The organism is Paenibacillus sp. SSG-1, assembly GCF_002224835.1.
Lineage (GTDB): Bacteria > Bacillota > Bacilli > Paenibacillales > Paenibacillaceae > Paenibacillus_AQ > Paenibacillus_AQ favisporus.
Genome location: NZ_MBRK01000001.1, coordinates 2,116,837 through 2,131,415 on the forward strand (window position 1 = coordinate 2,116,837; position 14,579 = coordinate 2,131,415).

At 54.1% G+C, this 14,579-nt stretch carries 9 protein-coding genes; 8 read left to right on the forward strand and 1 reads right to left on the reverse strand.

Annotation, left to right across the window (positions count from 1 at the left end):
- Positions 1-152: 152 nt before the first annotated feature.
- The 5 genes from BCV73_RS09980 (at position 153) to BCV73_RS10000 (ending at position 4,708) form a co-directional block, all read left to right on the forward strand.
- Complete coding sequence (locus BCV73_RS09980; RefSeq protein ID WP_076166856.1) at positions 153-1,118, forward strand: ABC transporter permease; 966 nt, start codon at positions 153-155, stop codon at positions 1,116-1,118.
- A gap of 25 nt (positions 1,119-1,143) precedes the next feature.
- Complete coding sequence (locus BCV73_RS09985; protein WP_089550186.1) at positions 1,144-2,052, forward strand: carbohydrate ABC transporter permease; 909 nt, start codon at positions 1,144-1,146, stop codon at positions 2,050-2,052.
- A gap of 40 nt (positions 2,053-2,092) precedes the next feature.
- Entirely contained in the window at positions 2,093-3,697 is a 1,605-nt protein-coding gene (locus BCV73_RS09990) for an extracellular solute-binding protein (RefSeq protein WP_089546970.1), read from the forward strand.
- A gap of 54 nt (positions 3,698-3,751) precedes the next feature.
- On the forward strand, positions 3,752-4,480 hold the full coding sequence (locus BCV73_RS09995; RefSeq protein WP_089550187.1) for a ThuA domain-containing protein: 729 nt from the start codon (positions 3,752-3,754) through the stop codon (positions 4,478-4,480).
- Between the two features lie 114 nt (positions 4,481-4,594).
- Positions 4,595-4,708, forward strand: a complete 114-nt coding sequence (locus BCV73_RS10000) for a sporulation protein YjcZ (protein WP_089546971.1) — start codon at positions 4,595-4,597, stop codon at positions 4,706-4,708.
- Positions 4,709-4,929: 221 nt separating this feature from the next.
- On the opposite strand, the gene BCV73_RS10005 is transcribed toward BCV73_RS10000, so the two are convergent.
- Positions 4,930-5,817, reverse strand: coding sequence for a helix-turn-helix domain-containing protein (locus BCV73_RS10005; RefSeq protein WP_089546972.1), 888 nt, complete (start codon positions 5,815-5,817; stop codon positions 4,930-4,932).
- A gap of 136 nt (positions 5,818-5,953) precedes the next feature.
- On the opposite strand from BCV73_RS10005, the gene BCV73_RS10010 reads away from it, so the two are divergent.
- The 3 genes from BCV73_RS10010 to BCV73_RS10020 all read left to right on the forward strand — a co-directional run bounded on the left by BCV73_RS10010 (position 5,954) and on the right by BCV73_RS10020 (position 14,432).
- The gene (locus BCV73_RS10010) at positions 5,954-6,829 is read left to right on the forward strand and encodes a sugar phosphate isomerase/epimerase family protein (RefSeq protein ID WP_084203837.1); all 876 of its coding nucleotides are present in this window, start codon (positions 5,954-5,956) and stop codon (positions 6,827-6,829) included.
- A gap of 12 nt (positions 6,830-6,841) precedes the next feature.
- Positions 6,842-7,900, forward strand: coding sequence for a Gfo/Idh/MocA family protein (locus tag BCV73_RS10015; protein ID WP_089546973.1), 1,059 nt, complete (start codon positions 6,842-6,844; stop codon positions 7,898-7,900).
- Positions 7,901-8,180: 280 nt separating this feature from the next.
- The gene (locus BCV73_RS10020; protein ID WP_179231944.1) at positions 8,181-14,432 is read left to right on the forward strand and encodes an S-layer homology domain-containing protein; all 6,252 of its coding nucleotides are present in this window, start codon (positions 8,181-8,183) and stop codon (positions 14,430-14,432) included.
- The last annotated feature ends 147 nt before the right edge of the window (positions 14,433-14,579 follow it).

The window sequence follows — 14,579 nt, forward strand, 5'->3', positions numbered from 1 at the left end:
AAATACTGCGCATCCGCTCCAAAAGTCCGGAAAGTGACATCCTTACGTCCGGATCGGACGGTTGGCGTGGCTGCGCGGACAGACTTTTCCGTACCCGGGAGTCCGGATAACGGCGGCAAGAGGTCCGATTAAGCTCCTCAAGTCCATTTATAATGAGTCTTGTTCCGAAAGAAAGGAGAGAGGGGGGACCTGCGTTGAAATCAGAGTCATCCGGCTTCCGGCGAACCTGGGGAAGAATCGAAAGGAATTGGGGGCTGTACGTGCTGCTGCTGCCGGCGGCGATCCTGCTGCTGCTGTTCTCCTACAAGCCGATGTACGGCGTCCTCATTGCGTTCAAGGATTACAGTCCGGCGCTGGGCATTATGGGAAGTCCCTGGGCAGGGATGAAGTATTTCGAGAAATTTTTTCATTCCTACCAATTTAACGTCACGATCAAAAATACGCTGATCATCAGCCTGTACAGCATCGTGACCTTCCCGATCCCGATCGTATTGGCTTTGATGGTCAATCAGATGCGGGCGAACCGGTTTAAACGATTTTTTCAAACCGTGACGTACATGCCTCATTTTATCTCTACCGTCGTCATGGTCGGCCTGATGCTGATCCTGCTGTCTCCAGGAAGCGGCCTGATCGGCAGCATCTACCGGCTGTTCGGTGCGGAGGCACCCAATATCATGGGATCGGCCGGGATGTTCAGCAGCGTGTATGTCTGGTCGGATGTGTGGCAGCATGCGGGATGGGACAGCATTATCTACATTGCGGCGCTGTCAGCCGTAGATCCGAGCCTCTATGAAGCGGCAACCGTAGACGGGGCCAGCCGCTGGCAGAAAATCCGTTACATCGATATTCCGATGCTGATCCCGACGGCCGTCACCCTGTTTATTTTGCGGATGGGCGGGCTGCTGGGCGTCGGCTTTGAGAAGGTGTATCTGATGCAGAACAACTTGAACATCTCATCCAGCGAAGTCATCTCCACGTACGTGTACAAAATCGGTCTGCTCAGCAGCCAGTACAGCTTCTCATCGGCCATCAACCTGTTTAATACGCTGATCAACTTTGTGCTGCTGATCCTGGTAAACCAGATTTCCAAAAAGCTCAGCAGCAACAGTCTGTGGTAAGGGAGGGAATAACACCGTGGAAGCCATGCAGGCGGCAAGCACCGCCACCGGAAGGGCCGGCGGCCGGTCATCCGACCGCGTTCTGGAAGTTTTGCTCTACATCGTCGCGGTGCTGCTGCTGATCGTCCTCATCTATCCGCTGTATTTTATCGTCATCGCCTCCTTCAGCGACCCCTCGGCCGTGGGCAACGGCCAGGTATGGCTGTTTCCGCGAGGCTTTACGCTCGACGGCTACAAAGAGCTGCTGAAGCATGAGAACATTTGGATCGGATACCGCAATACCATTCTCTATACGGTTGTCGGCACAGCGGTCGGTCTGATCGTAAACGTATCGGCCGCTTACGCATTGTCCCGTAAAGACCTGGTCGGCCGTAAGGCGATTTCCCTGTTTTTTATTTTCACGATGTTTTTTAGCGGCGGCTTGATTCCGACCTTCCTGACTATCCGGGATTTTCACATGTACAATACTTTCCTGGTAATGGTGCTGCCATTTTCGGTCGTCGTTTACGACATCATCGTAGCGCGGACCTTTTTCCAGACCAGCATTCCGGGGGACCTGTGGGAGGCGGCCCAGATCGACGGGTGCGGCAACTTGCGCTATTATGTCCTGGTCGTGCTGCCGCTGTCCAAGGCGGTCATCTCCGTGCTCGCTTTGTGGATCGCCGTCGGCTACTGGAACTCCTATTTTAATGCTTTGATTTATTTGAAAAATCCTAATTTGTATCCGCTGCAGTTAATTCTGAGAAACATCCTGATCACGAATCAAATGCAGTCGAACCTCGGCAGCGGGGAAGCGGCCAATATCGCGCTGCGGCTGGCGAACATGATGCGGTATTCGGTGATTATCGTATCGACCCTCCCGATTATGTGCCTGTACCCGTTCGTGCAAAAGTACTTCAACCAAGGGGTGATGATCGGAGCGGTCAAGGAATAAACGGCAAGGCCATTTAATAAATATTAGGGGGATTTCTGGAATGGGCAAAAAAAGAGCCGGTAAACTGTTGGTTACCTTGGGGCTGGTGTCCACGCTGCTGGTCGGTATGACGGCGTGCAGCGGTGGCGACTCCGGCGGCAAAACGGCCGAAAGCAGCGACAGCTTCAATCAAACAGGCCTTCCCATCGTGAAGGAGCCGATTACGCTGAACGTGCTGACCGTCCGGTGGGGAAATATGGGCGACACATTCACGAAGAACACCTGGCTGCAAAATTTGGAAAAAGAAACGAATATCAAGATCAACTGGCAGGTCATGTCTTCCAACGATTGGGGCGAGCAGAAATCGATCATGCTGGCCAGCGGCACGCTGCCTGATATTGTCTTTGGCGACATCGCTTTCTCCGACTCGGATATCGTGAATAATCTCAGCCTCTTCCAGCCGCTGGACGATTATATTGACAAGTACATGCCGAATTTGAAAGCGGCCATGGAGGAATCGCCGGAGCTGAAGAAGCTCAGCACTTTCCCGGACGGCAAAATGTACTCCCTGCCCGCAAGGCTGCCGTCCCGTCCGGTGACGCAGAATCAGCCGGTCATCAACAAAGCCTGGCTGGACCGCCTTGGGCTTCAGGTTCCCGAGACGATTGATGAGCTGCATCAAGTGCTGAAGGCTTTTAAAGAAAACGATCCGAACGGAAACGGTAAAAAGGACGAAATTCCGTACAGCGGATCCGGCGACATCAGCATGGACCTGCTCAATCCATTCGGCATTACGGACCTGAATGGTACCGGCATGATGATCAAAGACAGCAAACCGGTGTATTATCCGACGTCCGAAGAATACAAGGAAGCGATCAAGTGGGCGCATCAGCTGTTCTCGGAAGGACTGATCGACCAGGAGCTGTTTACCCAGGACAACACAATGCTGACGGCCAAGCAGCAAAATCCGGACGTATCGCTGGTCGGCTTCACCCATCAGTGGACGCCGGATGCGGTGTTCGGCAAATGGAAGGACGAATATGTCACCATTCCGACGATATCCGGACCGGACGGTAAGCGTTATCAAGTCGGCGATCCGAACGGGCTCAGCTACCGGCGTAACGAGCTGCTGATCACCACGACTTGCAAATATCCGGAAGCGGCAGCGCGCTGGGCGGACCAGTTCTATACGAACGAAGCCAGCATCCAAAACTTCTGGGGCGCCATCGACACCGTCATTAAGAAGAACGACGACGGCACCTATGCCCTGATGAATCCGCCGGCAGGGACCAGTGCGGATGCGTGGTATTGGGAGTCCTCCGTTCGTGATTTTGGCCCGAAATACGTGAGCCCGAGCTTTGAGAAAAATATTATCCTCGACCCGAGCAACGGGGACGGCCTCAAGCTGACCATCGACAAACTGGGCAAGGATTACGTTACGACCCCGTTCCCGAATGTCATGTATACCGCTGAGGAGTTTCAGGAGCTCCCGACGCTCACGACCGATATCGATACGTATGTGCGGACGACCCGCGCACAGTGGATTACAAAGGGCGGTATCGATGAGCAGTGGGACGCTTACATTAAAAAGCTGAATGAGATGGGTCTGGAACGGCTGGTGACGATCCGGACGGATGCCTATGAGCGTTACAACAGCGTAAAATAGCGCGCCGTACGATTCCAGACCGTCAGTATCAAATTTTTCGAAGGAGTGCTGAACATTATGAAAGTTACGGTCTGGAATGAGTTTCGTCATGAGCAGCGGCATGCCGCCGTCCGCGAGATTTATCCGGATGGCATCCATGGCACGATTGCCGGATTTCTAGGGAACGCCGGATTGACCGTTGCAACGGCGACGCTGGATGAACCGGAGCACGGATTGACCGATGAGGTGCTTGCGGAGACGGATGTGCTTGTCTGGTGGGGTCACCTTGCCCATCATGAAGTCCAGGATTCGGTCGTGGACAAAGTGTACCGCCGGGTCATGGACGGGATGGGGCTCATCGTGCTTCACTCCGGCCATGCCTCCAAAATATTCGGGCGGCTGCTCGGAACGCCGACCGGGCAGCTGAAATGGCGCGAAGCGGACGACAAGGAACGGATCTGGGTCATTAACCCGGCTCATCCCATTGCCGCCGGGCTCGGCGAGTATATCGAGCTGCCGAAAGAGGAGATGTACGGGGAGCACTTTAACATCCCGGCGCCCGATGAGCTGGTGTTCGTGTCCTGGTTTGAGGGCGGGGAAGTATTCCGCAGCGGAGCCGTGTTCTACCGGGGACGGGGCAAAATTTTCTACTTCCGGCCGGGACATGAAACCTATCCGACTTATCATAACGAGGAAATTCAGCGGGTGATCACAAACGCCGTGCAATGGGCTGCTCCCAGCCGTGCGGCGGCTCCGGTCTACGGCAACCGGTCGCCGCTGGAGCCTATCCAGGTTAAGGGATAAAGCACCCTGCATTACAACAGCACATATTGGCGGGAACCTTCCTCTTAGCCCGCTCCTCTCCCAGGATGAAATCATAGAATGTGATGTATTCCGATGCGAAGGAGGGACTCGCTCATGAGTGAAGTAGCTGGTGTTGGATACGGCGGCGGAATGTGGGGGAACAGCGTAGCTGCCATTCTCGTTCTGTTTATTCTCCTGGTCATTATCACCAAGGCATTTATCTATTAATCTCTCAAAGGGCTTAGCTATCAGCTAGGCCCTTTGCATTTGTACGGCAGCTGAAAATGGAAGTCCGAAGAAAAGTTGGGTACGTATAACAAGGGAGTCTGTGCGAACAACCCTGTGTCATTGCCCTGATGTTTACATAATCTTCATTACGTAAATCTGCAAACGGATCGCACCTGCTTTCTTTGGACCAAATGAAGTTTTGGCACCGGGGCCAATCCTATTCAGCTTTTTCTTTCCCTGGTTGGTGTCGTCCCCATGTACTTTTTATAGAGCTTCGTAAAATAATTCGGATTATCAAGCCCTACACGCGAAGCGATTTCCGTCACGGATTCGTTGGTTTCGGTCAGGAGCCGCCGGGCTTCCTTAACTCTGCAAATGTTAACGTATTCAACAAAAGTGCGGCCCGTCAGCCGCTTGAACAGCTTGCAGAAATAGTACGGATTCAGACTGACCTGCCTGGCCGCCTGCTCAACGGTCATTTTATCCGAAAAGTTCGATTCGATATGCCGGATCAGCTGTTTAAACCTCTCCCGGTTGGGAAAATAAGCGTTATGTGCCTCTGCTTCGAGCAGGCTCGGATTATTCTCCCTGGCCAACAGCGTCAAGAAGAGATGCAGTCTGGATTTCACGGTCAGCTGGTAAGCCGGAGGCTTGGAGCTTAGTTCCCGGATGATCTCCTCCAAGTGGGCCAAATGACCGGGATGCCCTTCTTCAAAACAGCTTATTTTTACAGGGAACCGAAGCCTGCCTTCCAGATAGGGGGCGACGTATTGAATATGTATAGGATCATGCAGCCAGTCATTAAACAGGGAAGCATTGACGACAATGCAGTCATAATGGACGTCGCCTTCGGCGAGGGAGTAGCCTACGTGAAGGCTCCCGCCGGGAATGATGAGGACATCCCCTTCAGCTGCAGCATACGGGCGGCTGTCGATATGGAACACGGCGCTGCCGCGCTTCATGACAAGCAGCTCAAAATGCTCGTGCCAGTGCAGGTACAGAATACAGTGGCCGGCGCGGGCGGCAAGGCAGCGGTTTTGAAAAAGCTGGAACGGATAAGCGGTATTCTCCAGCGCGGTATCTTCCCATAGGTCCCTGGGATAGGTCATTTCCACACCCCCTCAAAATCAGACTAGTATTCCACAAGATCGGTTAGAGAAAACGGCGGTTCTCCCCGCTATAATGGTGATGTTACGAATACTATATGTCAATATAGGAGTGATCACAATATTGGATACCAATATCATGCGTATCGGAACGCTGGTCGGCGGCTCTGACGCAGTCCGGGTGATCCCGCAGATCGTCAAGCACGGCTTTGAATCGTTTAATCTGACTTTTTGGCAAACCTCGGGGGGGACCGATCTGAAGGAGCTTGCTGCGCGAGTGAGAGAGCTGGCGGATGAACATGATTTTGTCATTTCGGCCATCAGTGTGTTCGGCAATCCTTTAACTGGAGAAGGCAACAATGAGGATACGCTGGCGACGTGGGAGCGGCTGATCGATCATGCCCATTTGTTCGGCACTGAAATTGTATCCGGTTTCACGGGCCGTTTGACGGGACGTCCCATTGACGAATCCATCCCGAAATTTGCAGAGGTATTTGGAGAGCTGGCGCGGCGGGCGGCAGGCCAAGGCGTCAAACTGGCGTTTGAGAACTGCGACATGGACGGCACCTGGAAGACCGGGGACTGGAATATCGCCCATGGTCCGGCTGCGTGGGAAATGATGTTCAATGCTGTGCCGGCGGACAATCTCGGACTGGAATGGGAGCCGTGCCATCAAATGGTCAGCCTGATCGATCCGATCCCGCAGCTTCGCAAATGGGCCCCGAAAGTGTTCCATGTGCATGGAAAAGACGCCACGATCGCATGGGATGTCGTCAGAGAGCACGGCGTTCACGGTAATCAGCCGTTCGTCTGGCACCGGACGCCGGGATTCGGCGACAGCAACTGGGCGGACATCATCACCATTTTGCGGCAGAACGGATATCAGGGAACGATCGACATCGAAGGCTGGCATGACCCGGTTTACAGGGGCGAACTGGAGATGACGGGCCAGGTTCACGCATTGAATTATTTAAAACGGTGCCGGGGCGGGGATTTCATCCCGAATCCGGTGTAGGAGGACAAGCGGATGACTGCGAAGTACAAAGTCGTCGTCGCAGGCTGCGGCGGCATGGCGAATACCTGGGTCGATTACGCGGCCGGGCGGGAAGACACCGAGATCGTCGGATTGGTGGATATTAAAAAGGAAGCGGCGCTGGCGATGGCTGAGCGCAAGTCGCTGAACTGCCCGGTATTTACAGATGTCAAGGAAGCGATTCAGGCAACGGGAGCTAATCTCGTTTTTGACGTGACCATACCTTCAAGCCATCATGGTGTGAGCGCGACGGCCCTGGAGCTGGGCTGCGACGTATTTGCAGAGAAGCCGCTGGCTGAAACGATGGAGGACTGTCTGGACATTGTCCGGAGATCGGCGCGGACCGGGCGCACGCATGCCGTGATGCAGAATCGTCGTTACGACCCGCGCATCCGGGCCTTCCGCAAGCTGATTGCCGAGGGAACGATCGGACGGACGGGATTTATCGGGGCAGACTTCTTTATCGGCGCCCATTTCGGCGGCTTCCGGGAAGCGATGGCCAGCCCGCTGCTCCTGGACATGGCAATCCATACGTTTGATCAGGCCCGACTCATTACGGGAGCCAACCCGGTCTCGGTATACTGTCACGAGTTTAATCCTCCGGGATCCTGGTATGAGGGGAATGCCATGGCCATCTGTATCTTTGAGATGTCCGACGGCACGGTGTTCAACTACCGCGGCTCCTGGTGCGCCGAGGGGATGCCGACATCCTGGGAAGCATCCTGGCGTGTCACAGGAGAAAAGGGGACGGCTGTTTGGGACGGGCACGGCGAACCTTATGCTGAAGTCGTAGCCGAAGGGGATCAGGACGGCAAGTTTATCCGCGAATATACGCGCGTGCCCGGCGTGCTTGATTCCATGCGCAACACGTTTCATCACGGCTGCCTGGACGAAATGTTCGCGGCGCTTGAAGCGGGGCGCAAGCCGGAAACGGACTGCAGCGACAACATCTACAGCATGGCCATGGTGCTGGCTGCGCTGGAAAGCGCCAAGACGGGCAGCAAGGTGCTGATCCGGGAAGTGATGGAGGCAGGCCCTGCGGTGCAGGCATAACCCGTTGAATCCAACTTATCAAGGCGGATGAATGTTTATCATTCATTTCGTTTGCTGTTGCATGACGTGACAAGGACTGCAGGCTTTTGCTGCAGTCCTTTTTTGCTGCGTCAAGTGTGGAGTAAGCCTCACCTTTACCGCTTTACTTTACTGCAAATTTAATGAGATTAATGATCCCTTTACATTCCAATGACATGGCGTAAATAAAAACTCACTACACTGAAGTATGCATACATCAGGATGCAGACAACATTTCATGAGTGAAGGAGAGACTTACCCATTGAAGAGGACTAGTAAGCTGCAGCGCAGCGTGTCCGCCGTGATGCTTGGCAGTATGCTGATCAGCGCAGCAGCACCCGTCAGCTATGCAGACGGCCTGAACGATCAAACGGCGCCTGTCGTTACGGCAGAGCCGGTGAACGATCCCGGCGCCCCCGCAGCAGACAACAGCACGAACACGGAGACTCCGCAGGAGGGTCAGGAAACGCAAAATACGCTGCAGATCGATCATCAGGCACCTGCTGAAGTTTTGGCCGATCAGGATTTCACGGTGAGCGCAGTCATCACAGGAACAGCCGCGGCTGGTTGGTCAGGCGTCGTGAATTATGCGGTGGACGGGAACACCGAAGCATCGGTACCGTTGGTACAGGTCGAAGGCAAGCAGGATACATACAATGCAATTATTCCAGCAGAGGCGCTTAAGGGCACGATTCTGAATTATTCGATAACGCTGCTGGACGAGCAGTCCAAGGTGCTGCAGACAATCGCTTATAGCGCGCCAATTAAGGCCAGCGAAACAGAATCAGGCACCGGGCAGGATACGGTAGCGAACATTTCCGCAGCCGGGCTGCCGCTGCTGATTACCGAGATGGTTCCGGATACAGCCAACGTGGCTGGTGTTTCGGCTGATGCTTACGAATATGTCGAAGTTTATAACAACACGGATCAGGCCATCAATTTCAAGGACTATTCATTCTTCTACAATAATACAAACACTTGGAAGCCGGTCACGGATGGGGATATGATCATTCCTGCGCACAGCCCGGCAGTATTCTGGATTATGAACGGCAAGAACGATGCCGAGACCCAGGATAGCTTTAACGTAAATTTCGAAACGAGCCTGTTGGAGGGACAGAACCTGTTCCGGATCAACGGCGGCGGTGGCATGGCCAATAGTGACGCTAGAACGTTGTCTATTAAGGACAGCACAGGCAGCATCATTGTGACGGCTTCTTATGAAGCCCAGCATGTCAAGACGAATCAGGGCATCCTGTTTCAGCATCCGGCCGAAGGCAGCGTGCAAATGGCGGTGATGCCTGCTTCCGGACAAGTCCCGGCGACACCGGGAACGATTGACTCCGCACAGCTCGTTCCGGTTGAGGTGCCGGAAGGAAGCGAGACGGTCATCAGCCATACGCCGCCAACGTCCGTCGAAGTGCAGGACCTCGAGATTCAGGCGCATGTTGAGAATCCGGGCAAGAACAGTGACGGCACTCCGACTCCTGTTCAACTCCTTTACAAAACGCCTGGCCAAGCGAGATATACGGTGATCCCGATGGCAGACGCTCAAGGTACGGGAGACTATAAGGCGACCATTCCAGCCGCGGCGCTGGTTGAGTCCCAAATCGATTACCGCATCGCAGCCAACCAGACGGAGAAAGCATACTCCGCCAAGGTGAACCTGCCCGAGTTTGATCCGGCTAAGGCACCTCCGCTGCTGGTCACGGAGCTTGTCCCGAATACTACGAACGTGTCTGGGACGTCGACAGACGCATACGAAGCGATTGAAGTGTACAACAATACGGACCAGCCGGTATCTTTTAAAAACTATAAGCTGTATTACCGCTACCCGGATAAAGGGGCGGCCGGTGATGTCGTATGGCCATCGACGAAGGAGGACTTTGTCATCCCATCGAAGGGAACGGTCGTTTTCTGGATCAAAAACAGCGCCAACCAGTCATACACGGCGGAACAATTCAACGATTTCTACAAAACGAATCTGGTAGAAAACCAAAACCTGTTTATGATTCAGAGCGACGGGATGTCCAATTCCGGGCGCCGCGCGATTGTCATTAAAACGAATACCGGCAAGGAAATTTCGGCGGCTTATTATGACGCGGATACCTTGTACGAGAACGGCACCAAAGGCGACGAAACCAAGGAAAATATGGGGCTGCATTATGCTTACCCTCAGAACGGCAGCACGACAATGATCAAGGCAAGTACCGGGACTCAATCGGCATCGCCAGGATCGGTAGCGACCTCTCAAGTTCCAAGTGAGCCGGTCCATCAGGAAGAGGACAACAATCCTCCGACGATCGAAGATGTAACGAAGGTTAAGGAAATCGAACAGTCGAAGAGCCTCGAACTGATCGCCGATGCGCAGGACGACACGGAAGTCCGGTCCGTTCAGGTATACGTGCGCTCCGACAAGCAGAGCGATTATACATTGCATAATCTGTCCGAGGACTTCAACGATACGATGTACCACTACAAGCTGTCCTCTGCCGAATTGATCGGCCGAAAATACATCGAATATTATTTTGCTGCGTCGGACGGCGTAAACGAAACGAAAACCGATCCGGTCAAAGTAGACGTTACGGGTGGACCGGATTCTTCTCCGCTGCGGCTGAACGTGAAGGACCAACAGATCATTAAGGGGACAAGCACCATTAAAGGCACGGCCGAATCCCTAGGATCGGACAGACTGCAGCTGAGCATTGACGGCAAACCGGTTGCGGTTGGAAACACGTTCACCCAGCTTGAGCATGACGCTTACTTTGTTTTCGATGCGGTCAATGTCGACTACTACTTCAAAAATGCAGTGACGATGGGACCAGCAGAGCTCGGAGACAAATCGATCCTGTATACGTTCCTGGACCCGATCACAACGTATACGACGCTTTCGTTCCCGATCAGCGCCGATCGCCTCAAGGCGGACGAGGACAATATCATTTATGTTCGCGCCGGTTCCAAAACGGGCCCGTTTGACGACCGTCCGGAAGAGAACAAGGACGATTTTGAGATCAAGAACGTAAGGCTCGTGCTGGCGGACGGAACCGAAATCTGGGATCCGGCCTATGGCGTTAAGGATCAAGTGATCAAAATGGGGGATTCCGCCGGGAAAAACGAGTCTGTTGGGTTCAAGTTTAACCTGACTGCCGACCAGCTGAAGTCCAAGGCTTACGCCTGGAACACGCTCGAAGCGGCAGACGGCCCGCACGAAATCAAAGTGACGGACGGAACGGATGAATATAAGGCTGCCGTCATCGTGGATAATACGCCTCCGGAGATCAAGCCATCGATCGAAAACGGCAAGGAATACCGCGGTGAGTTTACGCTGGATGCCGAAATCGAGGACGCTTATGCGGGTGTGGACAAGGTTGACGTGAAGCTGGACGATCAGAGCATCAAGCTTCCGTATCAAACTTCGTCCGGATCGCTGAAAGGCGGAGAACATTCGCTGACCATACATGCGGTGGACAAAGCGGGCAATGAAACCACACGGACCGTAAAATTCATAGTGCCGGACGAGAATCCACTGGCTCCGGAACTGGTCAGCCCGCAGCAAGGGCAGACGAACGTGGGAAGCAGCGCCAATCTGACCGTCAAGGTGCAGGACCCGAGCCAGGACCCGTTGAATGTGCTCTTTTACAAGGGGTATAAATACGACGGCAGCCGGACGGAGGACTTTACAGGGTACTTGAACGCTTCAGTGACCGAGCCTCCGAAGGAAATGGCTCCTACAGGCGAAACGCAAATGAATCCGGGAGATTACGCCAAAATCAGTGCGGAAGACGGCAAATATTTGGTGAACGAGTCGGTAGACAAGTTCCCTTACCAGCGATTCGAAGTGAAGCTTGACCCATCCGTGAAAGCGACGGACCGCGTGGATATCCACTGGAAAGGAAAATCGCTCGAAGGCCGCAAGGTCAGCCTGTATGCCTGGAGTCCTTCGCAGAGCAAATGGATCCAGCTTGATCATGTGATCGCCGGAGCCGAAGACTTTGAGCTGAACGCAACCGTGAAGGCGGGAGATTATGCGTCCGGCCGAGCGATCGACGTCATGGTGCAGGACGAAATCGCCGCGGCGGCGGAGGGGGCGGCCGCAGGCACCAAGCCTTCGCCGGAGCAGGAAGATCCTTACGACTTCTCGTTCGTCTGGATGTCTGACACTCAGTACTATTCGCAGAGCTATCCAAAAATTTATCAGGATATCGTCAACTGGATCGCTGCCCAGAAGGAGAAAATGAATATTCAATACGTCATTCACACGGGCGACGTCGTCGACAAATCCTATGAAGAGTATCAGTGGGTCGAAGCCGACAAGGACATGAAGGTGCTGGAGAATGCCAGCATTCCTTACGGCGTACTGGCCGGTAACCACGACGTGGGCCATCAGGACAACGATTATACGAAGTTCAAAGAGTATTTTGGGGAAGACCGGTTCAAGAACAACTCGACGTTTGCCGGCTCCTATGACAACAACCGCGGTCATTACGACCTGGTATCTTCGAACGGAAACGACTTTATCATCGTCTACATGGGTTGGGGTCTCGGGGACGACGAAATCGAATGGATGAACGAAGTGGTGTCCAAGTATCCGGAACGCAAAGCGATCCTGTGCCTGCATGAGTACATGCTCGTATCGAATAACCGCGCACCGATTGCGGACCAAATTTTCGAAAAAGTCGTGAAGCCGAACAAGAATGTCATCGCTGCGCTGTCCGGGCATTATCACGACGCGGAGCTGAAAGTGGATGAGCTTGATGACAACGGCGACGGCGTGCCGGACCGCAACGTCTATCAGATGCTCGCCGATTACCAGGGAGCGCCTGAGGGCGGGCTGGGTTACATCCGTCTTATGCAGTTCGATATGAAGAACAACAAGCTTCACATCAAAACGTATTCGCCATATTTGAACGATTATAACTACTATGATCCGCAGGAAAATCCGGGCAAGGACGAGTTTGACCTGGTCCTGGATCTCCAGCCGAAAACCAAACAGGTTGCGACGGATTACATCAGCGTCAAAGTGTACACCGATAGCGAAATCGGAAGCAGCCGTGAAGTGGCTAGCGGGTCCCAGGCATCTGCGTTATGGAACGGGCTGCCTGCGGACAGCTACCAGCAGTGGTATGTAAAAGCGGAAGACGCGCACAGCGGCAGCACGCTCTCCGATATTTGGGGCTTCTATACCGGGAAAAACAATTCCGGCAACCCTGGCGGGGGTAACGGAGGAAACAACGGTGGAAACAACGGGGGCGGCAGTGGAGGCAACGGTGGCGGAAATGGCGGCGGAACAACGCCGTCACAACCGGGCAACGGAAACGCCACTTCCCCTGAAATACCTTCTAATCCGGGAACAGGCGGCAATAAGGGAACCGTGGTGCTGAAGCCGGGCACGAACGGAAGCTATCAAGCCGATGTGAAGGCATTGGACCAAGCAATGACCGAAAGTACGAATGGCAAAATCGTCATCACGCTTGACGGAGCGAACGGCCAAGGACAACAGGCGGCTTCCTTGTCCCTGCCTGCAGCCAGCGTGGCCAAAGCCAAACAAAACGGTTTGTCGCTGATCGTTGCCGGACCTGACATGACGGTTACGGTGCCTGCGGCATCTTGGCCGGGCTCGCTGACCGATGCACATCAGCTGGTACTGCGTATGGATGCGACGATGAACAGTACAGCCAGCCAAGCTGTACGAGATGCCATTGGTTCCCGATCCGACTATAGTCTTGCCGGACCGGTATACACAGTTAAGCTGGTCAAGGTCAATGGTCAGGCTGAATCCGAGATCCAGAATCTGAGCGGCCCCGTGACGGTTGAGGGTAAGCCCACCCCTGAGCAGCTGCAAAAACTGGATACCGATTACGCTGGGGTTTATGAGCTGGGCAGCGGCCAGCCTAAATATCTTGGCGGGCATTTCAGCGGTGGAACGGTCAGCTTTACGGCAGATCACCTTGCTCCGTTCGCTGTGCTTGAGTATCATAAACAATTTGCGGATATGAACGGTTCCTGGGCGGACGAATACATCGGCAAGCTGGCGGCCAAACATCTGGTTAACGGAATCGACGAGAACCGATTCGGGCCTAAGCTGAACGTCAGCCGTGCGGATTTCCTCACGCTGGCGATGCGAATGATGGGCACCACTTCGCAAGCTTCGGGAAGTTCGGCCTTTACGGATGTCCCGGCGGACAGCTATTACGCCGGCGCGGTGGCTGAGGCAGCAAAACTCGGATTCATCCAAGGAAGCGGCGGCAAATTCAGACCTCAGGATCCGATCAGCCGCGAGGAAGCTGCGTCCATCGTGGTGAAGCTGGCCAAAGCGGTGAACTGGAGCGGCGAATCGGCTGCATCCAGCAGCTTTGCCGACATGCAAAACGTATCCGGATGGGCGAAGCAGGCTGTTACGGAAGCCGGTCAATTCGGTCTGATGAACGGTAAAGGCGGCGGCAAGTTCGATCCGCAGGGTCAAGTCACCCGCGCAGAAACAGCGAAAATGATGTACACGCTCATCGCGCAAAAATAGCATGTCTAAAAAGAGGGGGAAAACGGCGGTTAAGCCTTCCTGCCTGCCGCAAGCCGGCGCCAGAAATTTTGGCGCCGGCTTGCGTGCGTTTCGATTCCGGCCTTGAAACCAGCGAACGTGCGTTCTATAATCAACACATACAATGAA

What these genes read in the sequence shown, in the direction of transcription:
- BCV73_RS09980 (WP_076166856.1), top strand. Translation starts at nt 153, where the DNA reads ATGAGTCTTGTTCCGAAAGAAAGGAGAGAGGGGGGACCTGCGTTGAAA.
- BCV73_RS09985 (WP_089550186.1), top strand. Translation starts at nt 1,144, where the DNA reads ATGCAGGCGGCAAGCACCGCCACCGGAAGGGCCGGCGGCCGGTCATCC.
- BCV73_RS09990 (WP_089546970.1), top strand. Translation starts at nt 2,093, where the DNA reads ATGGGCAAAAAAAGAGCCGGTAAACTGTTGGTTACCTTGGGGCTGGTG.
- BCV73_RS10000 (WP_089546971.1), top strand. Translation starts at nt 4,595, where the DNA reads ATGAGTGAAGTAGCTGGTGTTGGATACGGCGGCGGAATGTGGGGGAAC.
- BCV73_RS10005 (WP_089546972.1), bottom strand. Translation starts at nt 5,817, where the DNA reads ATGACCTATCCCAGGGACCTATGGGAAGATACCGCGCTGGAGAATACC.
- BCV73_RS10010 (WP_084203837.1), top strand. Translation starts at nt 5,954, where the DNA reads ATGCGTATCGGAACGCTGGTCGGCGGCTCTGACGCAGTCCGGGTGATC.
- BCV73_RS10015 (WP_089546973.1), top strand. Translation starts at nt 6,842, where the DNA reads ATGACTGCGAAGTACAAAGTCGTCGTCGCAGGCTGCGGCGGCATGGCG.